Below are 24,325 nucleotides of genomic sequence, written 5' to 3'. Positions count from 1 at the left end.
GGCCTTGCGGCTTATCCGAACAGGACAGCCGCTTCGTCGTACCGGTTCTGCGGAACGGTCTTCAACTGGCCGAGGGCTTCCTGGAACGCGACGTGGTGGATATCGGTTCCCTTCAGCGCCACCATGGTGCCCCAGTACCCCTCCACCACGGAATCGATGGCGGCCATGCCCAGCCGGGTGGCCAGGACGCGGTCGAAGGCGGACGGTACGCCGCCGCGCTGGATGTGGCCCAGGATGGTTGCCCGGGTTTCGATGCCGGTCCGGGCCTCCAGCTCGGGCGCGAGCTGGTCGGCGATGCCGCCCAGCCGGGGCCGGCCGAACGTGTCCAGGCCGCGCTCGGAGTGCGGGCTCTCCATGTGCTCCGGGACAAAGCCCTCAGCCACCACCACCAGCGGCGCGCGGCCGCGGGCGTGGGCTTCATTGACCCACTCGGTGATCTGCTCGATGCTGACTTTCTGCTCCGGGATGAGGATGGCGTGCGCACCCGCGGCCATGCCGGCGTGCAGGGCGATCCAGCCCACGTGCCGGCCCATGACTTCGGCGATCATGCAGCGGTGGTGGGACTCGCCGGTGGTGCGGAGCCGGTCAATCGCTTCGGTGGCGATCTGGACGGCGGTATCGAAGCCGAAGGTGTAGTCGGTGGCGTCGAGGTCGTTGTCCACGGTCTTGGGGACACCGACAATCTTCAGCCCGGCGTCGGTCAGGCGCTTGGCGGCGGCGAGCGTTCCCTCACCGCCGATCGCGATGATGGCGTCGATGCCCAGCCGGTCCATGTGGGCCTTGATGGCCTCGGGGCCGCCGCCGTTTTCGAACGGGTTGGTGCGGGAGGTGCCCAGGATGGTGCCACCCTGTTTCGCGATGCCGCGGACCATGGTGCGGGGGATGTCGATGATGTCGCCCTCCACCACGCCGCGCCAGCCATCGAGGAATCCGACGAATTCGTGGCCGTGGATGGCGATGCCCTTCAGCACGGCGCCGCGGATCACGGCGTTCAAGCCGGGGCAGTCGCCACCACTGGTAAGGATTCCAATTTTCATGTTCAGCTCAAATCCTGGGAGAAGGTTTACAGGCAGAGCGCCACGCTGAGCTCACCTAGAAGTGTAGTGGGGTGTGTGGGGTACGACACAAACCGGTTACATGCGGTGCGCTTTCCCGGCGGGTGGCCGCGGGCAGGAAAAAGCCCCCGCATCCGTGATCCGTTCACGAGGGCGGGGGCCTGGTCCCCCAGTGGGGGAGGCACCTTCCGTAGCTACATCCGTGGGCCGTTGGTCGAGCGGCGCTCCAGGAAGGTTTGCAGCGGGATCTCGTCGCGCTGGTCCGGAAGCACCACCCAGGCCAGCAGGTAGAAGACGACGGCGGGTCCCGGGAGGAGGCAGAACAGCAGGAACGCGATGCGCACGTAGGCCACGTCCACGTTCAGCTTGGCCGCGATGCCGCCCAGCACCCCGCCGAGCCAGCGCTGCGGGCCGCGCTTCAGGCCAAGGCCCCTGACAATGCTGAAGAACTTATCCATGGTTCAAGACTTCCTTTTCAGTGGGTCGTTGTCACGTTTGCGGGCAGAGAGCAGGCCGCCGGCCACCAGGGCCACTCCGGCGCCGATCATGAGGCCGATCAGGACGTAGGTCCCGTTGAGGGTGACGATGCCCAGTTGCGCCACGATGATCAGCGCGGCCAAAGCCAGGACGATCAGGCCCCACACCACGGTTCCCACCCTGGCCGGCGCCGCATCGGCAGGCTCGTGGCCCGCCGTCGTCGGAATGTTGCTGTCCATGTCAGTTGCCTTCCTGGATTGTGACGTTGCTGAAGGTGCCATCGATCCGCACCACCAGGTGGTTGCCGGGTTTGTCCGCGTTGTAGCTGCTCTCGCGGGTGGTGGTCCCGCCGCGCTGGCCTGTGGCCTCGTTCAGGTTGCCCATGGTCATGTCCGCCTTGATATCCACGGGCACGTTCTGCGGGATCACCACGGTGACGTTGCTGGCCGTGATATCGAGCGGAACCACGACGTCGGAGGTCAGGGGGGCTAAGGGGGACAGGTCCGTGAGGTTCACGGTTCCCCGTCCGGCGGTGATGTCGATGCCGCCGCGCGCCTCCTCGATGCTGGCGGGGTTCCAGTCCACCTGCTGGAAACGCATCCTGCCGTCGTTCGCCACGTTGTAGACGCCGCCGGTAACCAGGGCGATCACGGCGAACAGGCTCAGGATCCCCGAGGTCCGGCCGCGCAGTCCCGCCACGAGGATGCCCAGGCCAAGGACTGCCGCGGCGCTGGCCCAGACAATCGCGTTGCCGGAGCCGCCAAGGTCGATGACATGCCCGGCGTCCAGTGCCTTGAGGCCTCCGCCCACCAGCAGGGCAGAGCCGGTGGCGATGGCGACGGCGGGGGCACCCGGGCCGGCCGGCCGGGGCTTGGGCGGCCGCGGCGGAACCCACGGCGCCGGGTATCCGTCCCCGCCGGAACCGCCCGGGCCGCCGGTCCCTCCGAATGCTCCCGGGCCATTCCCTGCGGGCCCGCCGGCGGTGCCGCCGCCATAGGCGGGCGCTGGAGGGAACGCCTGGGCGGGGCCGGACGTGGTGGCCGCGGAGAAGGACGACGTGTGTTCGGAACCTGGCCGTCCCGCCGTGTATGGCGCACCCGGAGCCGCCGGAGCATGGCCCGCCATGGTGGGACGTGCTTTGTTGCGCTGGGAGAGGTGGTAGATCAGGAAGATCGCGCCGGCCACCCAGAACACGGTCCAGAGGAGGCCGCTCAAGCCGTTGTGGCTCCACCCCCAGAACCCTCCGCCCAGGCCGGTGAATCCGAGGACGGTGGCGATCAGTGCGCCCGTCATGCCACTGGACCAGCGGCCCGCGCCGGCTTCCTGGACGTGGATCCGGCCGTCCGGTTCCGGGAGGAAGGCCCAGGCCAGGCCGTAGAGCAGTACGCCGATGCCTGCCAGGAGGGTCAGGACTATAAGGGCGCCGCGGATGATGATGGGGTCCACGCCGAGCCGGTGGGCTATGCCGCTGCAGACGCCGCCGATCCAGCGGTCGCTGCCCCGGGAGATGCCCTGGCTGCGGATCCAGCCGAAGAAGTCGCTTGAGGCTGCTGGCGGGGTGGGGCCGGCGTGGAAGGCATAGCCCTGTGCCGGGTCGGAAGCTGGGGGAGCGGTGGGGCCATCCTGCGAACCGCCGGGGCCGCCCTGGGCGGGGCCCGACGCCGGGCCCGGAGGAATCGCGTCGGAGGCCGGCAGCGGCTCGGTGGGCCGCTGGTTGCCGGAGCCGGGCAACGGCCCGGTTGGGTGTTCGTCGTCGGGGGAAGGGGTCTGCGAGTTCATACTTCGATCCTCCCGTCCAAGCCCGTCGCCGCTCTACTGGGGGAAACCCTGAACGGTCCCTGAGCCACCCCCGGGAAAGCGCACAACCCGGTCCGGGCTACCCTGATCCATGCTTGGATTGATCCATGACAACCCTCCCCGCGCGGCCGCCCCTGGCCCGGAGCAGTGACCGGGTCATCGCCGGCGTGTGCTCCGGCCTGGCCCTGCACCTCGGGTGGCCCGTGAAGACCGTCCGCTGGGGCATGGTCCTCGCGTCCTTCGCAGGCGGGGCCGGCCTGGTGTTTTACGCGTGGCTCTGGATCATGGTTCCCACCGCGGATGAGGCTGCCCGGCGCAATACCCGCCGCCCGGCGTCGCCCATTGCCCCGGCGGTGAGCCGGCCCGCCGCCGCAACAACGGACGACGACGGAAGTCCCACGGGTGCCGCGGGCTCCGGCCCGGCCGGCACGGGCGCAACCCCCGGCGCTCCCTGGTTCCGGGTGCGGGGCATGCGTTACGGCAAGGAGATCCTGCTCGGCTGCGGGCTCCTGCTGGTCGCCGGGATCATGATCGCCCAGTTGCTGGGTGTTGATGTGTCCCTGGGCACCCTCATCCCCGCCGCCGCTGTCCTGGGTGGCGCCTCGATCGCCTGGATGCAACTGGACGAGACCCGCCGGGCGGGACTGGTGGACAAGACCAAGGCGGACCAGGCCGGCGGCTGGGGCCGGCTCGCAGCGGGGCTGGCGCTGGTGGTTGCCGGTGTCCTGGTGATGGTGTCCGGCTCGGGTTCCTGGGAACAGACGTGGCTTGCGCTGCTGGCTTCCGTGGCGGTCCTGGGCGGCGTGGTGCTGGTCCTGCTGCCGTGGGCCTTGAAATTCTGGCGGGACCTCGAAGCCGAGCGTGCGGGCCGCATCCGGGAAACGGAACGCGCGGAGATCGCGGCCCACCTGCACGACTCAGTGCTGCAGACGCTCGCCTTGATCCAGCGGCGGGCGGGCAACGAGCACGACGTCGTCCGCCTGGCCCGCGCGCAGGAGCGTGAGTTGCGTGGCTGGCTCTTTCAGGACCACGGACGGGAAAGCGGCCAATTGTCGGACCGGATCAAGGCCGCAGCCGCCGAGGTGGAGGACCTGCTCGGCAACGCAGTGGAGGTGGTCACGGTGGGTGACGCCGCCATGACGGAGGCTCACGAAGCCTTGGTCCAGGCCAGCCGTGAGGCGATGCTCAATGCCTCCCGGCACGGCGGCGGAACGGTGTCCGTTTATCTTGAGGCTTCGGACGGGCAAGCCGAGATCTTCATCAAGGACAGGGGCCCCGGTTTTGAGCTGGGGAACGTTCCCTCGGACAGGCTTGGCGTCCGGGAATCGATCATCGGCAGAATGAAAAGGCATGGCGGCTCGGCTGCCATCCTCAGTACGGATGACGGCACCGAGGTTCGGCTGAGGCTGCCGGCAGCGGAGAACGCGGAAGGGAAACCATGAGCACCATCCAGGGAACAGGGGGCGCAGCCGCCCGGCCGGCCAAATCCGTGCGGGTGGTGATCGTGGACGATCACGCGATCTTCCGCTCCGGGTTGAAGGCCGACCTCGACGCCAGCATCCACGTGGTGGGGGAAGCCGCCACCGTGGAACAGGCCATCGCCGTGATCGCCGAGCAGCGGCCCGACGTCGTCCTCTTGGACGTGCACCTGCCCGGTGGGCTGGGGGGCGGCGGCCGGGAAGTCATCGCCGGCTCCGCACCCCTCCTCTCCGCCACCCGCTTCCTGGCCCTGAGCGTTTCCGACGCAGCGGAGGACGTGGTGGCGGTGATCCGCGCCGGGGCCAGGGGCTATGTCACCAAGACAATTTCCGGCGCCGAGATCACTGATGCCGTGTTCCGGGTGGCCGGCGGCGACGCCGTGTTCTCTCCGCGCCTGGCCGGGTTCGTCCTGGACGCATTCGGAACCGCTCCCGCGGACATTGCCGACGACGAGCTGGACAAGCTCTCGGCACGCGAACTGGAGGTCATGCGGCTCATCGCCCGGGGCTACAGCTACAAGGAAGTGGCCAAGGAACTCTTCATCAGCATCAAGACGGTGGAAACGCATGTGTCCGCGGTGCTCCGGAAGCTGCAGCTTTCCAGCCGGCATGAGCTGACCAAGTGGGCCGCCGAGCGCCGCCTCCTCTAACAACGCCAGCTCACCTTTGACGCCTTAATCACCGACGCCCGCTCACCTTTGACGCCTTAAACAACGACGCCCGCTCACTTCCTCAAGGAAAGTGAGCGGGGGTCGTTGTTTAACCGGCCGGAAGCGAGCGGGCGTCTACTGGGCCTTGCCCAGGAAGTCCTGCAGGCGCTGGACGCCGGTGGCGAGGTCGTCATCGCCCAGTGCGTAGGAGAGGCGCACGAATCCGGACGGGCCGAACGCCTCGCCGGGGACCACAGCCACCTCTACCTCATCCAGGATCAGGGCGGCCAGCTCGGCAGACGTCTGAGGCGTGGCGGTGCCTGACGCGGTGGGGAATTCCTTGCCCAGCAGCCCCCGGACGTCCGCGTAGACGTAGAAGGCGCCCTTCGGCGTCGGGCATTCCACGCCGTCAATGGCGTTCAGGCCGGCGACGATGGCCTTGCGGCGGCGGTCGAAGGCCACCTTCATCTCATCGACCGCGGTCAGCGGACCGGACACGGCGGCGAGGGCCGCAATCTGCATGATGTTGGAGACGTTGGACGTGGCGTGCGACTGCAGGTTGGTGGCGGCCTTGATGACGTCGGCGGGGCCGATCATCCAGCCCACGCGCCAGCCGGTCATCGCGTACGTCTTGGCGACGCCGTTGAGGATGACCACCTTGTCGCCAAGTTCGGGGGCTGCAGTGGCGATGGAGGTGAAGGGGACGCCGTCGTAGGTGAGGTGCTCGTAGATCTCGTCCGTGACAACCCAGAGGCCCTTTGCTGCGGCCCACTTGCCGATCTCAGCCACCTGCTCCGGCGAGTAGACAGCGCCGGTGGGGTTCGACGGCGAGACGAACAAGAGGATCTTCGTCTTGTCCGTGACAGCCGCTTCCAACTGCTCCACGGTTACCAGGTAGTCCTGCTCGGGGCCGGCGAAAACTTCCACGGGCACGCCGCCGGCCAGGCGGATCGCCTCGGGGTAGGTGGTCCAAAACGGGGTGGGCACGATCACTTCGTCGCCCGGATCCACCAAGGTGGCGAACGTGTTGTACACAGCCTGCTTGCCGCCGTTGGTGACCAGCACCTGCGAGGGGTCAACGGTATAGCCCGAGTCCCGGAGGGTCTTTTCGGCAATGGCCTTCTTCAGCTCCGGCAAGCCGCCCGCAGGGGAATAGCGGTGGTACTTGGGCTGGCCGGCTGCTTCGATGGCGGCCTGGACAATGTAGTCCGGGGTGGGGAAGTCGGGTTCGCCCGCGCCGAAGCCAATAACCGGACGGCCTGCTGCCTTGAGCGCCTTCGCCTTGGCATCAACGGCAAGGGTTGCGGATTCGGCAATTGCGGATATGCGCTTGGAAACGCGGGCGGCAGACATGGCAGGTCCGTTCTTCGCTTGCAGCCGGAAGGCTGGAATGTGGGTTTCGACGAGTTCTACTCTAAGCTGTTCAGCGGACCCTCCGGGGAGCCGGTTTGGTTTTGTGACTGCTGACTGCTGCACAAGTCGGACCGGCCGGCGGATGGGCCGGGTCGGGCCGGTTTTACCTACGCGGACTTCTTGCGTAGACTGGTTCACCGGTGTTGAAACACGGATGATGGCGTGCGCCCCAGTTCAAACTGGTGCCTGGGTCGTCAAAGAGTGGCATTCACTCCATAGGGTAGTGGCGCAATTGGTAGCGCAGCGGTCTCCAAAACCGCAGGTTGCAGGTTCGAGTCCTGTCTGCCCTGCGCAAGCTGTCTCCGGGCGAAAGCCCGGGGCAGGCGCAGCAACCATGGTTCTGATCAGGGCCGGGTAATCCACCATTGCAAAGATGAGCGAGGACCAGGTGACCGAAACAGCTGCCAGCAGCTCCAAGGGCCGCCCAGCTAAGAAGGAAGCCAAGGCAAGCTTCTTCGCCCGCATTGCTCTCTTTGTCCGCCAGATCATTGGCGAACTCAAGAAGGTTGTGGCCCCCACCCGCAAGGAACTGATCAACTACACGCTCGTGGTGCTGGTGTTCGTGGCCATCATGATGGTCATCGTCAGCCTGCTGGACATTGGTTTCGGAACCGCTGTCAGCTGGATCTTCGGCGGTACCGGCTCGACGGACAGCTAAGGCTGGATGGTCCGCAGGCCGCGTGTTTCGTCCGGGAAACCGGAAGGGAAGCGCCGGTGTGCGGAATTGAGCCATTTAAATAGGCATGTTAGGCAATGAGGAAGCAGGAGACCAAGTGTCTGAGCAGGAGCTCGAGGTAACCGAGTCTGGGCTGGAAGAGTCCCAGGACGTCGCGGCAGAAGCCGGTGAAGAGTCCGAGGTTGAGTCCTTCGCGCCCGAATCCGACGACGCCGGCTCCGATGCTGACGGTGCCGCCGGTGAAGAAGCCGACGCCACGGAAGACGGCGACGACGAGTCCGCCGACGCCCTCGCCGCCGCAGCGGCCGCCGCAGCCGCTGATCCCGCCGAGGAGTTCAAGGCCAAACTGCGCCGCCAGGAGGGTGACTGGTACGTCATCCACTCCTACGCAGGTTACGAGAACCGCGTGAAGGCCAACCTTGAAACCCGCATCCAGACCCTGGACATGGAAGATTACATCTTCGAAATCCAGGTGCCCATGGAAGAAGTCGTGGAGATCAAGAACGCCCAGCGCAAGGTGATCAACCGCGTCCGCATCCCCGGCTACGTCCTGGTCCGCATGGACCTGACCGACGCCTCCTGGGGCGCCGTCCGCCACACCCCCGGCGTGACCGGCTTCGTGGGCAACGCCCACAACCCGGTTCCGCTGCGCCTGGACGAGGTCTTCTCCATGCTCGCCCCGGTCTTCGAGGAAGAGCAGGCCGAGAAGGGCAAGCCGGTCAACAAGCAGAACCAGGCTCCCGTGGCCGTCGACTTCGAGGTCGGCGAGTCCGTCATCGTCAAGGAAGGCCCGTTCGAGACCCTTCCCGCCACGATCTCCGAGATCAAGCCCGAGTCCCAGACCCTCGTGGTGCTGGTCTCCATCTTCGAGCGCGAAACGCCCGTCACCCTGGCGTTCAACCAGGTCACCAAGATCTGACCAACCGAGAATTCGTTCCGGCACCGCCCGCTTAGCGGCGCCGGAACGGCCGGCCGCCTTGCCATGGCGGCCACAAACCTGAGGCACGCTCCTGTGCCCCAGGACGTTATTGAGAGAAGGACCCTACATTGGCTCCCAAGAAGAAGGTCACCGGCCTCATCAAGCTGCAGATCCAGGCAGGTGCCGCCAACCCGGCCCCGCCGATCGGTCCCGCGCTTGGCCAGCACGGTGTCAACATCATGGAATTCTGCAAGGCGTACAACGCTGCGACGGAAGCCCAGCGCGGAAACGTCATCCCCGTGGAAATCACGGTCTACGAGGACCGTTCCTTCACGTTCATCACCAAGACCCCGCCGGCTGCAGAGCTCATCAAGAAGGCTGCAGGCGTTGCCAAGGGTTCATCCACCCCGCACACCGTCAAGGTTGCCAAGCTGACCCAGGCCCAGGTCAACGAGATCGCCTCCACCAAGATGGAAGACCTCAACGCCACCAGCCTCGAAGGCGCAGCCAAGATCATCGCCGGCACCGCCCGCTCCATGGGTATCACCGTCGAGGGCTAACCACCCTTCCCGCTGTCCAGCGTCAAGGTAATTGACGACGACGGGCGGCACCGCCGGGACACCGGCACCAAACACATTGAAATGTCGGTCATCCGGGCCGGATAACGAACCGGATCACCGACTGTGGCAGGGCCCAGCGCGGTCCGCAGACCACAACTGCACAAGGAGAAATAAGCAGCATGGCAAAGCGCAGCAAAGCATATGAGGCAGCAGCCGCCAAGATCGACGCGGAGAAGCACTACGCACCGTTCGAGGCAGTAACGCTGGCCAAGGACACCAACCCGTCCAAGTTCGACGCAACCGTCGAGGTGGCTTTCCGCCTGGGCGTTGACCCCCGCAAGGCTGACCAGATGGTCCGCGGTACGGTCAACCTGCCCCACGGCACCGGTAAGACCGCCCGCGTCCTGGTCTTCGCCACGGGCGACAAGGCTGAGGCAGCAATCGCAGCCGGCGCCGACTTCGTTGGTTCCGACGACCTGATCGAAAAGATCGCCGCCGGCTGGACCGACTTCGACGCAGCCGTTGCCACCCCTGACCTCATGGGCAAGGTTGGCCGCCTCGGTAAGGTCCTTGGTCCGCGTAACCTGATGCCGAACCCGAAGACGGGCACCGTGACCCCCGATGTCACCAAGGCCGTCAACGACATCAAGGGTGGAAAGATCGACTTCCGCGTCGACAAGCACTCCAACCTGCACTTCATCATCGGCAAGGTGTCGTTCGACGCCATCAAGCTGGCCGAGAACTACGCAGCAGCCCTGGAAGAGGTCCTTCGCCTGAAGCCGTCCGCTGCCAAGGGCCGCTACATCCAGAAGGCCACCGTTGCCACCACGTTCGGTCCCGGCATCTCTGTCGACCCCAACGTCACCAAGGTGCTCACCGAGGCCTAGTCCTTGATGAAAGTTCCTGCCCCGGGCTGAGCCCGGAGCATCAGGAGCCCGCCCCGACGCGCCATGCGCCGGGGCGGGCTCCTTTGTTGTCCGGCGTATTTGCCTAAGCTGGCTGCATGGATAATCCGGACCCCGCTGGCGTCCCGCCTCTGCAGGCACGTGACGTACTGGTGGTTGCCGCCGTCGCGATCCCTGCCGCCGGAAGCGGCCAAGGTCCCTCCGGTACGTTGGTGGACTTCCGGGAGTGCCAGTCCATGCGGGCAGCGGAGGACATGGCTGTGTGGGGAAGCCTGGAGCGCTGCCTGACCGACAAGGAGGCGCTTGAGTACTGGCGTGGCAACCCCTATGAAGAACGGCAGCTCTTCCTGGCCCGGATCGGCAGCGAACCGGTGGGCCTGTGCTCGGTCACCTTCCCGCTGCGGGACAACACGGCCACGGCGGGCATTGAGGTCCTGGTGGTTCCCCGCTGGCGCCGCCAGGGGATCGGGCGTGCGCTGCTGGGCCATGTCGAGGCCGTGGCCCACTCCCGGGGTCGGTCATCCCTTGGCGGCTTCCATGAAATACCCCTGGACGCTTCGGGACATGGCGCCGGCAGGCTGGCCGCGAAGTCCGGGGCCGGGCACTTGCCACTGGACCACCCCGCTAGCGCTTTTGCCCTGTCCTCCGGCTACCAGCTGGAACAGGTGGAACGCTCCAGCCGGCTGGCCCTGCCCGTGGCTGGTGACCGGCTGGCCCGGCTCGAAGCGGAAGGGATCGCGCGTGCAGAGTGCTACACGCTGACGGCCTGGGATGATCGTTGCCCGGAAGAGCTTGTTGCCGCCTTTGCCCGGCTCAAGGAGCGGATGAGCACGGATGCGCCTACCGCGGGCATGGACTGGGAACGCGAGGACTGGGATGCGGCCCGGGTCCGGGGGGACGAATCGGCCCTTGTCCGCAGTGGCGTCCAGTCTTCCGTGGCGGCCGCCGTGCACCGGCCCACTGGCGAGCTGGTGGCGTACACGGTCCTCACCTGGCGCCCCGAGGTGCCGGAGTCGCTGATCCAGCAAGACACCTTGGTGTCGGCAGAGCATCGCGGGCATCGGCTGGGCATGCTGGTCAAGGTGGCCAACCTCCGCCGCGCGCAGGAAAAGTGGCTTCCGGCGCGCTCGGTCCTGACATGGAATGCCAGCGAAAACCAGCATATGCTGGCGATTAATACCGCACTTGGATTCAAGCCTGCCGGCTATGAAGGTGAGTGGCAGAAACGGCTGGGATGATGCCCGAATGGCGATAGACGTAAAGATCGAACAGCTGTGGATTCCGGATTCCCTGGACACCCCGGACGCAGCCGACTTCCTGGCCGCCGTCGAGGTGGGGCGCAAGGTGCGGATGCAGACCTGGGGGAGTGACGATCTCGCCTACGGTCCGCTGGAAAAACTGCTCGAGTTCGCTGATCCCTATGAGCGGCAGCTGATCCTCGTCGCCAAGGTGGACGGAGACATCGTGGGCACTGTGGACATCGCGCTGCCGCTGACGGACCACCTGGACCTTGCCGAACTCACCCTGGACATCCTGCCCGAGTTCCAGCGCCAGGGCGTGGGCCGGCGCCTGCTTGAGGCGGCCGAACAGCTGGCTCGCGGCGAGGGACGCACCATGATCCTGGTGGACACCAACCACCCCGGCGCATCACTCCACGAATTTGGTCAGGCCCAGTTGGTCCCGGGCACCGGCCAGGGGTTCGTTCCCTTGGAAAGCCGGGAGGTGGAGTTCGCGCAGCGGACCGGGTACACACTCCAGCACATTGAGCAGTTCAGTTCCTGCCTGCTTCCCCTCGACACGAAGCTGGTGGCCGACCTCCAGGCTGAGGCCGAGGAAGCCAATGGCGGCCGGTACCGGCTGCACCATTGGACGGACCGCTGCCCGGACCAGTGGCTGGAGGCCGTGGCGGTCTTGGAGAACCAGGCGGGTGCCGACGTCGACCCCTCCCTGGACGTGCCGGTTGAGCAGGACATGGTGTTCGACGGCGGGATCCTGCGTGAGGCCGAAGACGTCGCCATCGCGCAGGGAAGGCGGACGGTGGTCACCGCCGTCGAGCACATCGCCACGGGATCGCTGGTGGGACTGACCACCATCACCGTGCTGGCCCACCGCGCCGACGTCGTTTTCCAGGACGATACCTTGGTCCTGCAGGAGCACCGCGGCAACAAGCTGGGCCTGCTGATCAAAGTGGCCAACATGGAGCGGCTCAGCGAGCAGTTCCCGGATGCCCGCATCATCTACACCTGGAATGCCCCCGAGAACCGGTACCTGCTTACGGTCAACAAGCAGCTTGGGTTCCAGACGGCAGGGGTGACGGGTATCTGGCAAAAAGAACTTCCCACCATGCGGACCAGCACCAGCTGACGCCCGATTTGGCGGACCGGTGCTCCCTCACGTAAGCTGGCAGTACCAAAGACCGTCGGTTGTTGGAAATCCACTCTCCTGTTCATTGCTCAACTCTGCAGTTGTGTGCCGGAGGCCACAGTAGGTTTCCGGACGAAGGACCCTCAACGCAGGGCGGCCGGCGCAGGTGAACGAAGCAAAGCTCCACGGCTCAGCCGTGTTGAGCCAAGCCCCGTGCATCTGCGCGGGGCGTTTTTAGTTTTAGCTCTCTTGAGCGGGGACCGTCGAATACCGGCACTATCCCCGGAAGGAGGGTTATGGCAACGCCTACCAAGGTTTCAGCAGTAGCTGAGATCACTAACGATTTCAAGGAATCGAACGCCGCTGTCCTGACCGAATACCGCGGGCTCACCGTTGCACAGCTCAAGCAGCTGCGTGTTTCTCTCGGCCAGGACACCAAGTTCGCGGTCGTCAAGAACACCCTGACCGCCATTGCAGCCAAGGAAGCCGGCGTCGAAGCATTCGACGGCCAGCTTGCCGGCCCCACTGCAATCGCGTTCATCAAGGGTGACGCAGTTGCCGCTGCCAAGAGCCTGACGGATTTTGCCAAGGCCAACAAGCAGCTGGTCATCAAGACCGGTTACTTCGAGGGCAAGGCATTGGACGCCACCGAGGTTGCAGCCCTGGCTGCCCTCGAGTCCCGTGAGCTGCAGCTCGCCAAGGTTGCGGGCGTCCTCAAGGCACCCGCCGCCGCAGCTGCACGCATCATCGACGCACTGCGCCTCAAGCTTGAAGAAGAGAACGGTGCACCGGCAGCTGCCGAAGCGCCTGCCGCTGAAGAATCTGCTGACTCTTCAGCTGAAGCAGTAGCCGAGGCACCCGCCGAAGCTGCCGCTGCCGAAGAGAACTAATTCTCTTTACCCCACCAGACTCCGGTGTCAGGCCCGGCTCAGCGCCGCTCGGACACCACAACAGGAAGGACGCCAACCATGGCGAAGCTCAGCAACGAAGAGCTCATTGAAGCTTTCAAGGAACTGACCATCATCGAGCTCTCCGAGTTCGTCAAGCTCTTCGAAGAGACCTTCGAAGTTACCGCCGCTGCTGTTGCAGTTGCCGGCCCCGCCGGTGGCGGAGCTGCTGAAGAGGTTGAAGAGAAGACCGACTTCGACGTCATCCTCGAATCTGCCGGTGACAAGAAGATCGCCGTCATCAAGGAAGTTCGCGCCATCACCTCCCTCGGCCTCAAGGAAGCCAAGGACCTGGTTGACAGCGCCCCCAAGGCTGTTCTCGAAGGCGCCAACAAGGAAGCTGCCGAGAAGGCCAAGGAGCAGCTCGAGGCTGCAGGCGCCACCGTTACCCTCAAGTAACAACGCCTTTTCCTCGGGAAACCCCGCCCCACTGCGAGCCAGTTGGGCGGGGTTTCCTGCTTTAAACGGGGCCGAAGGGTCAGCCGGGATCTGAGATGTCGGCGACTACGGCATCCAGGGCTGCGGTCAGCGAGTCGGCGTCAACGAACGCACTGTAGCCGTGGGCTCCGGCGCCCATGGAGATCACGCGGCCGGTGATCGTGGCGTCGGCATAGACAGGCCATGCGGTAGTGCTGCCCAGCGGCGTGATGGTGCCACGTTCGTAGCCGGTCGCTTCCAGGGCAACGTCTGCCGGTGGCAGCGAGAGCTTGTTGACGCCCAGCAGGGACCGGAGTTTCGGCCAGGAAATCTGCCGGTCGCCTGGAACCAGCGCGAACAGGAATGAACCGTCCTTGTGCTTGACCACCAGTGACTTCACAATGTCGGCCGGCGGGATGCCCAGGATATCGGCCGCTTCGGCGAGGCTGCGTGCCTGCGGACGTTCCACGACGTCAACGTGCAGGCCGCGCGCGGCGGCGTCGGCCAGGAAACGTTCCCGCCCGACGCCGTCCGTTCCGTTTGCGGTCAGGCCCGCCATTAGTCGCGGTAGAGCAGGAGCGCTTCGCCCTGCCCCCCTCCGCCGCACAGGGCCACCGCGGCCTTGCCCGTCCCGCGGCGCTTGAGCTCATGGGCGGCGTGCGCGGCCAGCCGCGCCCCGGAAGCCCCGATCGGATGCCCCAGGGCGATCGCCCCGCCATGGATGTTGCACTTTTCCAGGGGGTAGTCCAAATCCTTGAGCGACTGCACGGCAACGGAACCGAAGGCCTCGTTGATCTCGATGAAGTCCAGGTCGGCCGTGCTCCAGCCGGCTTTGCCGAGGGCATTCATGATCGCGTGCGAAGGCTGTGAATGCAGGGAGTTGTCCGGTCCGGCAACCTGGCCCGGCTTCCCGACGACGGCCAGGTACTCCAGGCCGTGTTCGTCGGCGTAGGCGCGGGAAGCGAGCACCAGTGCGGTGGCGCCGTCGGACAGGGGAGAAGAGTTGCCGGCCGTGATGGTTCCGTCCGTAACGAATGCGGCGCGCAGCCCGGCGAGCGACTCCACGGAGGTGTTGGGGCGCACGCCCTCGTCGGTGTCCACCACCAGTGGATCGCCCTTCCGCTGCTTCACACTGACCGGGGCGATTTCGCCGTCGAACGTTCCGTTCTTTGCCGCGAGGGCCGCGCGTTGGTGGGACTGTGCGGCCACGTTGTCCTGGGAGGTCCGGTCGATGCCCAGGGTGAGGTTGCGCGTCTCGGTGGACAACCCCATGGACTCGCCGTCGAAGGCGTCGGTCAAACCGTCGTGGGCGGCTGCGTCAAGTGCCTGGATGGAGCCGTAGGTCCATCCCTGGCGGGACCCGGGGAGCAGGTGCGGTGCCCGGCTCATGGATTCCTGGCCGCCGGCCACCACCACGGCTGCTTCGCCGGCCCGGATCATGCGGGCGGCGTCGATCACGGCGGTGAGCCCGGAGAGGCATACCTTATTGACCGTCACGGCGGGGACGTTCCAGCCGATCCCGGCGCCGATGGAGCTTTGCCGCGCAGGGTTTTGGCCGGCACCCGCCTGCAGTACCTGGCCCATGATCACGGCTTCCACGTCGGCTGCATCAATGCCGCTGGCCGCCAAGGCAGCCCTGATGGCGTGGGCGCCGAGGTCCACCGCCGTCAGGCTGGACAGTTGGCCGTTGATGCGGCCCTGCGGGGTCCGCGCTGCTGCAAGGATGACAACGTCACTGTTGTCAGGAGAGTTGCCCATGGTCATCACTTTCAATCCGGTTCAGGTGTAAGCCACCAAGGCTATCGTGAGCCTGGTCACCCATATACTCAAACGCCGAATCGTCTGTGTGCATTCCGGCGTCCCGGTTGCGGCAGGAATCCTCCCCTCCGGGCGGGAGGCCGCGGCAGGCGGGGGAGAGGTCCCCATCCCGGCATTGTGCACGACGGCGGCGCCTTGCGTAGGGTGGTGGGCGAGGCTTTCCAGGGGGACACCGGTTCCGGGGCCGTGACGGACGGAGCGAGAACATGAAGACGACATTTGCCGCAGCAGCCCTTGCCGCCGTTGCCGCGCTCACCGGCTGCTCGGTATCGACACCGTCGCCGGCGGACTCAACTCAGCCGTCCGCTTCGCCCTCGGTCCGGTCCAGCGATGGCAGCACGCCCCGTGCGTCAGCAACGTCAACAGGCGCCGGCAACGCGGCTGCGGGTACCAAGGAAGCCTGTGAACTCTTCAACACATTGTTCGCGGACTATGCTGCCGTTTCCCCCACCGATGCAAAAGGCTACGAGGACGTCTACCTGAAGGCCCAAGATGCCAAAGCCACGGTTTCCGGCGACCTTGAGGGACTCTTCGCCTCGCTCAGCCTGCTTGCGATCGACCACTCGGCTGCCGCTGAGTCCGGCGGCACGCCCGCCCAGGAGTCCAAGGACGCCGTGCGTGACGCCGTCTTCGCCAACTCGGGAACCTGCACGGCGGAAGGCGTCACGCTGCGCCTGTAGTGTGCCCGGTGCACAGCGTGAAAACAGGTGCTTGCAATCCGGCCGGATGTGGGGTAGACACGTAGGTTGTTTTGCCGTATCGTAGATATTTGCGTCTTCCCTGTTTACCTTCAGCCTTCATATAGCGGTGGGCTTTGCCTGGCAGCTGGCAATAAACGTGCCGTGACAACGTCACAGCATCGTCAGCGCGGGTCCCGGGTCATATAGCGGAACCGGATGGTAGCGCTGCGGAGTCACTCCGCAGGGTGCACAGCGGGGGAGATCTGAAAACGCCTGAAGGTCTGTGGAAGGATCCCTCTTGGTCGCCTCGAGCACCTCTAATAACGAAACCGCTAACACCGCCGACAGCACTGATGGTGCCACTCGCCGGCTCTCATTCGCAAAGATTCACGAACCTCTTGACGTTCCGAATCTGCTTGCCCTGCAGACAGACAGCTTCGACTGGCTGGTCGGCAATGAGCGCTGGCAGGCACGCGTGGCAAAGGCTGTCGAAGAAAACGATCTCAGCGTCGCCACCACGTCCGGCCTGTCGGACATCTTTGAAGAGATCTCCCCGATTGAGGACTTCCAGGGCACCATGTCCCTGAGCTTCTCCGATCCGGAGTTCGCTGACCCCAAGTACACAATGGCCGAGTGCAAGGACCGGGACGCAACGTACTCGGCTCCGCTGTACGTGAAGGCCGAGTTCATGAACAACAACACGGGCGAAATCAAGCAGCAGACCGTGTTCATGGGCGACTTCCCGCTGATGACCGAGAAGGGTACCTTCGTGGTCAACGGCACCGAGCGTGTCGTCGTCTCACAGCTGGTCCGTTCGCCGGGCGCCTACTTCGAGCGCGCCGCTGACAAGACCAGCGACAAGGACATCTTCACCGCCAAGATCATCCCGTCCCGCGGTGCCTGGTTCGAGCTCGAGATCGACAAGCGCGACCAGGTAGGTGTCCGCCTCGACCGCAAGCGCAAGCAGTCCGTCACCGTCCTGCTGAAGGCCCTCGGCTGGACCGAAGGCCAGATCCTCGAAGAGTTCGGCCAGTACGACTCCATGCGGGCAACCCTGGAGAAGGACGCCACCGAGACCCGCGAAGACGCCCTGCTGGACATCTACCGCAAGCTGCGTCCGGGCGAGCCGCCCACCGTCGAGGCTGCCCAGTCCCTGCTGGACAACCTGTACTTCAACTCCAAGCGCTACGATCTGGCCAAGGTTGGCCGCTACAAGATCAACCGCAAGCTCGGCATCGACCGCTCCCTTGGTGACAAGGAAGCCTCGGTCCTGCACGTTGAAGACATCGTTGCCATGATCAAGTTCCTCGTCGCGCTGCACGCCGGCGAGAAGACCATCAAGGGCACCCGCGATGGCCAGGAAGTGGACCTGCGCGTCGAAATCGACGATATCGACCACTTCGGCAACCGCCGCATCCGCGCCGTCGGCGAGCTCATCGAGAACCAGGTCCGCACCGGCCTGTCCCGCATGGAGCGCGTCGTCCGCGAGCGTATGACCACCCAGGACGTCGAGGCCATCACGCCGCAGACCCTGATCAACATCCGCCCTGTGGTTGCAGCCATCAAGGAGTTCTTCGGAACGTCCCAGCTGTCCCAGTTCATGGACCAGAACAACCCGCTCTCGGGCCTGACCCACAAGCGCCGCCTGTCCGCGCTTGGCCCGGGTGGTCTGTCCCGTGACCGTGCCGGCATGGAAGTCCGTGACGTGCACCCGTCCCACTACGGACGTATGTGCCCCATTGAAACTCCTGAAGGCCCGAACATCGGCCTGATCGGTTCGCTGGCGTCCTACGGCCGGATCAACCCGTTCGGTTTCATCGAAACCCCGTACCGGCTGGTCAAGGACGGCGTCGTGTCCGACGACGTCCAGTACCTGACGGCCGACGACGAGGCCGAGGTGCTGATCGCGCAGGCCAACGCCCCGCTGGACGAGAACAACAAGTTCGCCGAGGACACTGTCCTGGTCCGTGCCCGTGGTGGTGGAGGCGAGCCCGTCCTGGTTCCCGCCGCCGACGTCGAGTTCATGGACGTCTCCCCGCGCCAGATGGTGTCCGTGGCAACCGCCCTGATCCCGTTCCTGGAGCACGACGACGCCAACCGTGCACTCATGGGTGCCAACATGCAGCGCCAGGCCGTGCCGCTGGTCCGTTCCGAGGCCCCGTTCGTGGGTACCGGCATGGAACGCGCCGCCGCCGTTGACGCAGGTGACGTTGTCATCGCCAAGAAGGCCGGTGTGGTCACCGAGGTTTCCGCCGAGCTCGTCATCATGCTCAACGACGACGGCACCGAGACCAACTACCGCATCAACAAGTTCGCCCGCTCCAACCAGGGCAACTGCTACAACCACCGCGTCCTGGTGAACGAAGGCCAGCGCCTGGAAGTCGGCGGCATCATCGCCGACGGCCCGGCAACGGACCAGGGTGAACTTGCGCTTGGCAAGAACCTGCTCGTGGCATTCATGTCCTGGGAAGGCCACAACTTCGAGGACGCCATCATCCTCTCGCAGCGCATCGTTGCCGAGGACGTCCTTTCCTCCATCCACATCGAGGAGCACGAGATCGATGCCCGCGACACCAAGCTTGGTGCCGAGGAGATCACCCGTGACATCCCCAACGTGTCCGAGGAAGTCCTGGCCGGCCTGGACGAGCGCGGCATCATCCACATCGGTGCCGAGGTTGAAGCAGGCGACATCCTGGTTGGAAAGGTCACCCCGAAGGGTGAAACCGAACTGACCCCGGAAGAGCGCCTGCTGCGCGCCATCTTCGGTGAGAAGTCCCGCGAAGTGCGCGACACCTCCCTGAAGGTGCCGCACGGCGAGTCCGGCACCGTCATCGGCGTCCGCGTCTTCGACCGCGACAACGACGACGAGCTGCCCCCGGGCGTGAACCAGCTGGTCCGCGTCTACGTGGCTGCCAAGCGCAAGATCACCGACGGCGACAAGCTCGCCGGCCGCCATGGCAACAAGGGCGTTATCTCCAAGATCCTCCCGGTCGAGGACATGCCCTTCCTTGCCGACGGCACCCCCGTTGACATCGTCCTGAACCCGCTGGGTGTTCCGGGCCGCATGAACGTGGGCCAGGTGCTCGAAACGCACCTCGGCTGGGTTGCCAAGACCGGCTGGAAGATCGAAGGCGAGCCCGAGTGGGTCAAGCAGCTGCCGAACCTGCCGCGCGAGAGTGGCCCCACCACTGTTGCCACGCCGGTGTTCGACGGTGCCCGCGAAGAGGAAATCACGGGCCTGCTGGATTCCACCAACGTGACCCGTGACGGTGACCGCCTGATCAACTCCTCGGGCAAGACCCGCCTGTTTGACGGCCGCTCCGGCGAACCGTTCCCGGATCCGATCTCGGTCGGCTACATGTACATCCTGAAGCTCCACCACCTGGTGGACGACAAGATCCACGCGCGCTCCACCGGCCCGTACTCCATGATCACGCAGCAGCCGCTGGGTGGTAAGGCACAGTTCGGTGGCCAGCGCTTCGGTGAAATGGAAGTGTGGGCGCTCGAAGCTTATGGCGCCGCCTACACGCTCCAGGAGCTCCTCACGATCAAGTCGGATGACATCCACGGCCGCGTGAAGGTCTACGAAGCGATCGTCAAGGGCGAGAACATCCCCGAGCCGGGTGTTCCCGAATCCTTCAAGGTCTTGATCAAGGAAATGCAGTCGCTGTGCCTGAACGTGGAAGTGCTTTCCACGGACGGAACCACAATTGAAATGCGTGACTCTGATGACGCAGTCTTCACGGCTGCGGAAGAACTGGGCATCGATCTGTCTCGCGCAGAGCCCAGCTCCGTAGAAGAGGTCTAGCAGGAGGCTGACGACGGCGGGTGACCACCCGCCGTCGTACGCCCCCTCCCTCCTCCCGCACCCAGGGCGCCCGGTGGTTGAGCTGTCGAAACCCCGGCGCCGTCAAGACTTCAGAATTTAGAGAACAAGAGAGAACAGGGACCATATGTCCAGCGAATCCTCCTTCGGCCTCATGCAGATCGGCCTCGCCACCGCGGAAGACATCCGCGGCTGGTCGTACGGCGAGGTTAAGAAGCCGGAAACCATCAACTACCGCACGCTCAAGCCCGAGAAGGACGGCCTCTTCTGCGAGAAGATCTTCGGCCCGTCCCGGGACTGGGAGTGCTACTGCGGCAAGTACAAGCGCGTGCGCTTCAAGGGCATCATCTGTGAGCGCTGTGGCGTCGAAGTCACCCGCGCCAAGGTCCGCCGTGAGCGCATGGGCCACATCGAGCTGGCCGCTCCCGTCACGCACATCTGGTACTTCAAGGGTGTTCCGTCCCGCCTGGGCTACCTCCTTGACCTGGCTCCGAAGGACCTCGAAAAGGTCATCTACTTCGCCGCCTACATGATCACCAGCGTCGACGAGGCCGCCCGCCACGAGGAACTGCCCAACCTGCAGGTTGAGCACGACATCGAGAAGAAGCAGCTGATCGACAACCGCGACGCCGACATCGCCGCGATCGCCCGCGACCTCGAAGGCGAAATCGCACGCCTCGAGGGCGAAGGCGCCAAGGCAGCGGACAAGAAGAAGGCCCGCGACTCCGCCGACCGCCAGATGGCCAACGTGCGCAAGCGCGCCGACGCCGACATCGAGCGCCTCGAGCAGGTCTGGGACCGCTTCAAGAACCTCAAGGTCGCGGACCTCGAAGGTGACGAAGGCCTGTACCGCGAACTGCGCGACCGCTACGGCATGTACTTCGAAGGCTCCATGGGTGCCGAGGCCATCAAGAAGCGTCTTGAGAACTTCGACATGCAGGCTGAGTCCGACCTGCTGCGCGACATCATCGCCAACGGCAAGGGCCAGCGCAAGACCCGCGCCCTCAAGCGCCTGAAGGTGGTCAACGCGTTCCTGACCACCAACAACAGCCCGCTCGGCATGGTGCTCGACGCCGTCCCGGTGATCCCGCCGGAACTGCGCCCGATGGTCCAGCTGGACGGTGGCCGCTTCGCGACCTCCGACCTGAACGACCTCTACCGCCGCGTGATCAACCGGAACAACCGCCTCAAGCGCCTGCTTGACCTTGGTGCTCCGGAGATCATCGTCAACAACGAGAAGCGCATGCTTCAGGAAGCTGTTGACAGCCTCTTCGACAACGGCCGCCGCGGCCGTCCGGTCACCGGACCGGGCAACCGTCCGCTGAAGTCCTTGAGCGACATGCTCAAGGGCAAGCAGGGCCGTTTCCGCCAGAACCTCCTCGGCAAGCGCGTCGACTACTCCGGCCGTTCGGTCATCGTCGTCGGCCCGCAGCTGAAGCTGCACCAGTGCGGCCTGCCCAAGCAGATGGCCCTGGAGCTCTTCAAGCCGTTCGTGATGAAGCGCCTGGTTGACCTCAACCACGCCCAGAACATCAAGTCGGCCAAGCGGATGGTGGAGCGCTACCGCCCGCAGGTCTGGGACGTTCTCGAAGAGATCATCACCGAACACCCGGTGCTGCTCAACCGTGCACCTACCCTGCACCGCCTGGGCATCCAGGCGTTCGAGCCGCAGCTTGTTGAAGGCAAGGCAATCCAGCTGCACCCGCTGGTTTGTGGCGCGTTCAACGCAGACTTCGACGGTGACCAGATGGCAGTCCACCTGCCGCTGAGCCCCGAAGCGCAGGCTGAGGCCCGCATCCTGATGCTGTCCTCGAACAACATCCTGAAGCCCTCCGACGGACGCCCGGTCACCCTGCCCTCGCAGGATATGATCATCGGCCTCTACCACCTGACCACCAAGCGCAAGGGTTCAGCCGGCGAAGGCCGCATCTTCGGTTCGGTTTCGGAAGCCATCATGGCGTTCGACGCCCGCGAGCTGCACCTGAACTCGCAGGTCAAGATCCGGCTCGAAGGCTTCGTGCCCTACGCCGGCTGGGAAGCTCCGGAAGGCTGGGAGCAGGGTCAGCCCGCTCTCGTCCAGACCTCCCTGGGCCAGGTCCTCTTCAACGAGACCCTGCCCGAGGACTACCCCTGGGTCGAGGCTGTTGCCGACAAGGGCGAGCTGTCCCGGATCGTCAACGACCTCGCCGAGCGCTACCCGAAGGTCGTCACCGCGGCAACGCTGGACAACCTGAAGGACGCCGGTTTCTACTGGGCCACCCGCTCAGGCGTCACGGTTGCCATCTCCGACATCGAGGTCCCGGCTGCCAAGCCGGAAATCCTTGCCGGTTACGAGGAACGGGCCGCCAAGATCCAGGGCCAGTACGACAAGGGCCTGATCGACGACGACGAGCGTCGCCAGGAACTGATCGAGATCTGGAACAAGGCCACCAACGACATCGCCTCGGTGATGCGCGAGAGCCTGTCACCGATGAACACCATCAACCGCATGGTGTCCTCCGGTGCACGTGGTAACTGGATGCAGGTCCGCCAGATCGCGGGTATCCGTGGCCTGGTGGCCAACCCGAAGGGCGAGATCATCCCGCGCCCCATCAAGTCCTCCTACCGTGAGGGCCTGTCGGTGCTGGAATACTTCATCGCCACGCACGGTGCCCGTAAGGGCCTGGCCGATACCGCCCTGCGTACCGCCAACTCGGGTTACCTGACCCGTCGCCTGGTGGACGTCTCGCAGGACGTCATCGTCCGTGAAGAAGACTGCGGCACCGAGCGCGGCTTGGTCACGCCCATCGCCGTCGCCGATTCCAACGGTGAGCTCGTCCTGGACGAGAACGTCGAGAACAGCGCCTACGCCCGTACGCTGGCCGTCGACGTCGTGGACTCCGAGGGCAATGTCCTCGCAGCCGCCGGCACCGACTGCGGCGACGTCGTCATCGCGGAACTCTTCAAGGCAGGCATCACCGAGGTCAAGGTCCGCTCGGTCCTCACCTGTGAGTCCAGCGTCGGCACCTGCGCCCTGTGCTACGGCCGTTCGCTGGCCACCGGCAAGACTGTGGACATCGGCGAGGCCGTGGGCATCATTGCCGCACAGTCCATCGGTGAACCCGGTACCCAGCTGACCATGCGTACGTTCCACACCGGTGGTGCAGTTTCCGCCGGCGGTGGCGACGACATCACCCAGGGTCTGCCCCGTATCCAGGAGCTCTTCGAAGCCCGTACTCCGAAGGGTGTCGCGCCGATTGCCGAAGCAGCCGGCCGCATCACCATCGAAGAGTCCGAGCGCCAGATGCGCCTGGTCATCACCCCGGATGACGGAACGGAAGAGATCGCTTACCCGGTCCTGCGCCGTTCACGCCTGCTCATCGAAGACGGTGACCACGTCACCGTTGGCCAGAAGCTGATCAACGGTCCCGTGGACCCCAAGCAGGTCCTGCGCATCATGGGTCCGCGTGCCGCCCAGAAGTTCCTGGTGGACGAGGTCCAGGGCGTCTACCGCAGCCAGGGCATCGGTATCCACGACAAGCACGTCGAGGTTATCGTCCGCCAGATGCTGCGGCGCGTCACGGTCATCGAGTCCGGTGAATCGGACTTGCTGCCCGGCGAGCTCGCCGAGCGGAGCCGGTTCGAGGAGGCCAACCGCCGCGTTGTGTCCGAGGGCAAGACTCCGGCTTCCGGACGTCCTGAGCTCATGGGCATCACCAAGGCGTCGCTGGCCACCGAGTCCTGGCTCTCGGCCGCTTCCTTCCAGGAGACCACCCGCGTCCTGACGCAGGCGGCCATGGAAGGCAAGAGCGATCCGCTGCTTGGCCTGAAGGAGAACGTCATCATCGGTAAGCTGATCCCCGCCGGCACGGGCCTCCCGCGCTACACGGAGGTCACGGTCGAGCCCACTGAAGAAGCGAAGGCCAACCTGTTCACCGGCCCCAGCGCATTCAGCGATTTCTCGTACGACACCCTGGGCGGTGACGGAGCTCCCGAGTTCCACGCCATCCCGCTGGATGACTACGACCTCGGCAACGACTTCCGCTAACCAGCAGAAGCCGGCTTAGCCGAAAGGGATGGTCCCGCACCGCACGGTGGGGGACCATCCCCCTTTAACCCGTCGATTAAGGCCTGGACACTGTCCGTGGTAGACTGGTTACCAATTGTTATTGTGGCAGTGGATGAGTGCGCCGGTATCAGCTGAAAGGCTGGGCCAGAGCGACGTTTCCGGTTTGCAGGGTTCTTGTGCAACGTATGCCACATTTTTGCATGCCTAGGGACTGATGGGATCGCAAGCTCCTTCCCGGTATGCGATCCGACTATTAAAGGCTTCGCCTTCGCCGCCATGAAGATCCTCTTCAGGG

The 24,325-nt window shown here is 65.2% G+C and carries 20 protein-coding genes and 1 tRNA gene; 14 read left to right on the top strand and 7 right to left on the bottom strand.

From position 1 onward, the window contains the following. Positions 1-11 precede the first annotated feature (11 nt). The 4 genes from QRM96_RS08215 to QRM96_RS08200 form a co-directional block, all read right to left on the bottom strand. Positions 12-1,037, bottom strand: coding sequence for an ATP-dependent 6-phosphofructokinase (locus tag QRM96_RS08215; protein ID WP_018760481.1), 1,026 nt, complete (start codon positions 1,035-1,037; stop codon positions 12-14). Positions 1,038-1,249: 212 nt separating this feature from the next. Beyond that, entirely contained in the window at positions 1,250-1,513 is a 264-nt protein-coding gene (locus tag QRM96_RS08210) for a PspC domain-containing protein (RefSeq protein WP_018760480.1), read from the bottom strand. Between the two features lie 3 nt (positions 1,514-1,516). Next, complete coding sequence (locus QRM96_RS08205; protein WP_018760479.1) at positions 1,517-1,771, bottom strand: hypothetical protein; 255 nt, start codon at positions 1,769-1,771, stop codon at positions 1,517-1,519. A 1-nt stretch (position 1,772) separates the two neighbouring features. Then, the gene (locus tag QRM96_RS08200) at positions 1,773-3,311 is read right to left on the bottom strand and encodes a PspC domain-containing protein (protein ID WP_109044350.1); all 1,539 of its coding nucleotides are present in this window, start codon (positions 3,309-3,311) and stop codon (positions 1,773-1,775) included. Positions 3,312-3,436: 125 nt separating this feature from the next. On the opposite strand from QRM96_RS08200, the gene QRM96_RS08195 reads away from it, so the two are divergent. Together QRM96_RS08195 and QRM96_RS08190 are read left to right on the top strand one after the other, a co-directional pair. Continuing rightward, entirely contained in the window at positions 3,437-4,771 is a 1,335-nt protein-coding gene (locus QRM96_RS08195; RefSeq protein WP_018760477.1) for an ATP-binding protein, read from the top strand. Next, entirely contained in the window at positions 4,768-5,457 is a 690-nt protein-coding gene (locus QRM96_RS08190) for a LuxR C-terminal-related transcriptional regulator (protein ID WP_208294350.1), read from the top strand. Before QRM96_RS08195 ends, QRM96_RS08190 begins: the two co-directional genes overlap by 4 nt. 135 nt (positions 5,458-5,592) lie before the next feature. Here QRM96_RS08190 and QRM96_RS08185 read toward each other — a convergent pair whose 3' ends face one another. Further along, positions 5,593-6,810, bottom strand: a complete 1,218-nt coding sequence (locus QRM96_RS08185) for a pyridoxal phosphate-dependent aminotransferase (protein ID WP_285319152.1) — start codon at positions 6,808-6,810, stop codon at positions 5,593-5,595. A gap of 277 nt (positions 6,811-7,087) precedes the next feature. On the opposite strand from QRM96_RS08185, the gene QRM96_RS08180 reads away from it, so the two are divergent. From QRM96_RS08180 to rplL, 9 genes are all read left to right on the top strand, one after another. Beyond that, positions 7,088-7,160, top strand: a tRNA-Trp gene (locus QRM96_RS08180). A gap of 83 nt (positions 7,161-7,243) precedes the next feature. Next, positions 7,244-7,528 (top strand): preprotein translocase subunit SecE, encoded by a 285-nt coding sequence (secE, locus tag QRM96_RS08175; RefSeq protein ID WP_018760474.1) that lies wholly within the window; start codon positions 7,244-7,246, stop codon positions 7,526-7,528. A 115-nt stretch (positions 7,529-7,643) separates the two neighbouring features. Then, the gene (gene nusG / locus QRM96_RS08170) at positions 7,644-8,465 is read left to right on the top strand and encodes a transcription termination/antitermination protein NusG (protein WP_285248630.1); all 822 of its coding nucleotides are present in this window, start codon (positions 7,644-7,646) and stop codon (positions 8,463-8,465) included. A 128-nt stretch (positions 8,466-8,593) separates the two neighbouring features. After that, positions 8,594-9,025, top strand: a complete 432-nt coding sequence (rplK, locus tag QRM96_RS08165) for a 50S ribosomal protein L11 (RefSeq protein ID WP_018760472.1) — start codon at positions 8,594-8,596, stop codon at positions 9,023-9,025. A gap of 179 nt (positions 9,026-9,204) precedes the next feature. Next, on the top strand, positions 9,205-9,912 hold the full coding sequence (gene rplA, locus QRM96_RS08160; RefSeq protein WP_018760471.1) for a 50S ribosomal protein L1: 708 nt from the start codon (positions 9,205-9,207) through the stop codon (positions 9,910-9,912). A gap of 116 nt (positions 9,913-10,028) precedes the next feature. After that, positions 10,029-11,168, top strand: a complete 1,140-nt coding sequence (locus tag QRM96_RS08155; RefSeq protein WP_285319150.1) for a GNAT family N-acetyltransferase — start codon at positions 10,029-10,031, stop codon at positions 11,166-11,168. A 7-nt stretch (positions 11,169-11,175) separates the two neighbouring features. After that, positions 11,176-12,294 carry a GNAT family N-acetyltransferase gene (locus QRM96_RS08150; RefSeq protein ID WP_285319148.1) on the top strand — a complete coding sequence of 373 codons (1,119 nt, stop codon included), beginning with the start codon at positions 11,176-11,178 and terminating at the stop codon, positions 12,292-12,294. 296 nt (positions 12,295-12,590) lie between these two features. Continuing rightward, complete coding sequence (gene rplJ, locus QRM96_RS08145; protein ID WP_018760468.1) at positions 12,591-13,184, top strand: 50S ribosomal protein L10; 594 nt, start codon at positions 12,591-12,593, stop codon at positions 13,182-13,184. 78 nt (positions 13,185-13,262) lie between these two features. Continuing rightward, positions 13,263-13,640 (top strand): 50S ribosomal protein L7/L12, encoded by a 378-nt coding sequence (rplL, locus tag QRM96_RS08140; protein WP_018760467.1) that lies wholly within the window; start codon positions 13,263-13,265, stop codon positions 13,638-13,640. 79 nt (positions 13,641-13,719) lie between these two features. Here rplL and QRM96_RS08135 read toward each other — a convergent pair whose 3' ends face one another. Both QRM96_RS08135 and QRM96_RS08130 read right to left on the bottom strand, forming a co-directional pair. Beyond that, positions 13,720-14,217, bottom strand: coding sequence for an aminoacyl-tRNA deacylase (locus QRM96_RS08135; protein WP_285319147.1), 498 nt, complete (start codon positions 14,215-14,217; stop codon positions 13,720-13,722). After that, positions 14,217-15,416, bottom strand: coding sequence for an acetyl-CoA C-acetyltransferase (locus tag QRM96_RS08130; RefSeq protein ID WP_285319145.1), 1,200 nt, complete (start codon positions 15,414-15,416; stop codon positions 14,217-14,219). The genes QRM96_RS08135 and QRM96_RS08130 overlap by 1 nt, the downstream gene beginning before the upstream one ends. A gap of 266 nt (positions 15,417-15,682) precedes the next feature. On the opposite strand from QRM96_RS08130, the gene QRM96_RS08125 reads away from it, so the two are divergent. The 3 genes from QRM96_RS08125 (at position 15,683) to QRM96_RS08115 (ending at position 24,009) form a co-directional block, all read left to right on the top strand. Next, the gene (locus tag QRM96_RS08125; RefSeq protein ID WP_018760464.1) at positions 15,683-16,156 is read left to right on the top strand and encodes a hypothetical protein; all 474 of its coding nucleotides are present in this window, start codon (positions 15,683-15,685) and stop codon (positions 16,154-16,156) included. Between the two features lie 298 nt (positions 16,157-16,454). Next, a complete protein-coding gene (gene rpoB / locus QRM96_RS08120; protein WP_018760463.1) occupies positions 16,455-19,964 on the top strand; it encodes a DNA-directed RNA polymerase subunit beta in 3,510 nt (1,169 codons plus the stop codon). Positions 19,965-20,109: 145 nt separating this feature from the next. Beyond that, entirely contained in the window at positions 20,110-24,009 is a 3,900-nt protein-coding gene (locus QRM96_RS08115) for a DNA-directed RNA polymerase subunit beta' (protein WP_018760462.1), read from the top strand. Positions 24,010-24,325: the final 316 nt, after the last annotated feature.

It is taken from the genome of Pseudarthrobacter sp. lyk4-40-TYG-27, assembly GCF_030209295.1.
GTDB lineage: Bacteria > Actinomycetota > Actinomycetes > Actinomycetales > Micrococcaceae > Arthrobacter.
The sequence above is the reverse complement of the archived record's forward strand: the minus strand, read 5'-3'. Positions and strand labels throughout refer to the sequence as shown.

Bases quoted from the DNA above. Each gene is read 5' to 3' on its own strand.
- QRM96_RS08215 (WP_018760481.1), bottom strand. From the start codon at position 1,037: ATGAAAATTGGAATCCTTACCAGTGGTGGCGACTGCCCCGGCTTGAAC.
- QRM96_RS08210 (WP_018760480.1), bottom strand. From the start codon at position 1,513: ATGGATAAGTTCTTCAGCATTGTCAGGGGCCTTGGCCTGAAGCGCGGC.
- QRM96_RS08205 (WP_018760479.1), bottom strand. From the start codon at position 1,771: ATGGACAGCAACATTCCGACGACGGCGGGCCACGAGCCTGCCGATGCG.
- QRM96_RS08200 (WP_109044350.1), bottom strand. From the start codon at position 3,311: ATGAACTCGCAGACCCCTTCCCCCGACGACGAACACCCAACCGGGCCG.
- QRM96_RS08195 (WP_018760477.1), top strand. From the start codon at position 3,437: ATGACAACCCTCCCCGCGCGGCCGCCCCTGGCCCGGAGCAGTGACCGG.
- QRM96_RS08190 (WP_208294350.1), top strand. From the start codon at position 4,768: ATGAGCACCATCCAGGGAACAGGGGGCGCAGCCGCCCGGCCGGCCAAA.
- QRM96_RS08185 (WP_285319152.1), bottom strand. From the start codon at position 6,810: ATGTCTGCCGCCCGCGTTTCCAAGCGCATATCCGCAATTGCCGAATCC.
- secE (WP_018760474.1), top strand. From the start codon at position 7,244: ATGAGCGAGGACCAGGTGACCGAAACAGCTGCCAGCAGCTCCAAGGGC.
- rplA (WP_018760471.1), top strand. From the start codon at position 9,205: ATGGCAAAGCGCAGCAAAGCATATGAGGCAGCAGCCGCCAAGATCGAC.
- QRM96_RS08155 (WP_285319150.1), top strand. From the start codon at position 10,029: ATGGATAATCCGGACCCCGCTGGCGTCCCGCCTCTGCAGGCACGTGAC.
- QRM96_RS08150 (WP_285319148.1), top strand. From the start codon at position 11,176: ATGGCGATAGACGTAAAGATCGAACAGCTGTGGATTCCGGATTCCCTG.
- rplJ (WP_018760468.1), top strand. From the start codon at position 12,591: ATGGCAACGCCTACCAAGGTTTCAGCAGTAGCTGAGATCACTAACGAT.
- rplL (WP_018760467.1), top strand. From the start codon at position 13,263: ATGGCGAAGCTCAGCAACGAAGAGCTCATTGAAGCTTTCAAGGAACTG.
- QRM96_RS08135 (WP_285319147.1), bottom strand. From the start codon at position 14,217: ATGGCGGGCCTGACCGCAAACGGAACGGACGGCGTCGGGCGGGAACGT.
- QRM96_RS08130 (WP_285319145.1), bottom strand. From the start codon at position 15,416: ATGGGCAACTCTCCTGACAACAGTGACGTTGTCATCCTTGCAGCAGCG.
- QRM96_RS08125 (WP_018760464.1), top strand. From the start codon at position 15,683: ATGAAGACGACATTTGCCGCAGCAGCCCTTGCCGCCGTTGCCGCGCTC.
- QRM96_RS08115 (WP_018760462.1), top strand. From the start codon at position 20,110: ATGTCCAGCGAATCCTCCTTCGGCCTCATGCAGATCGGCCTCGCCACC.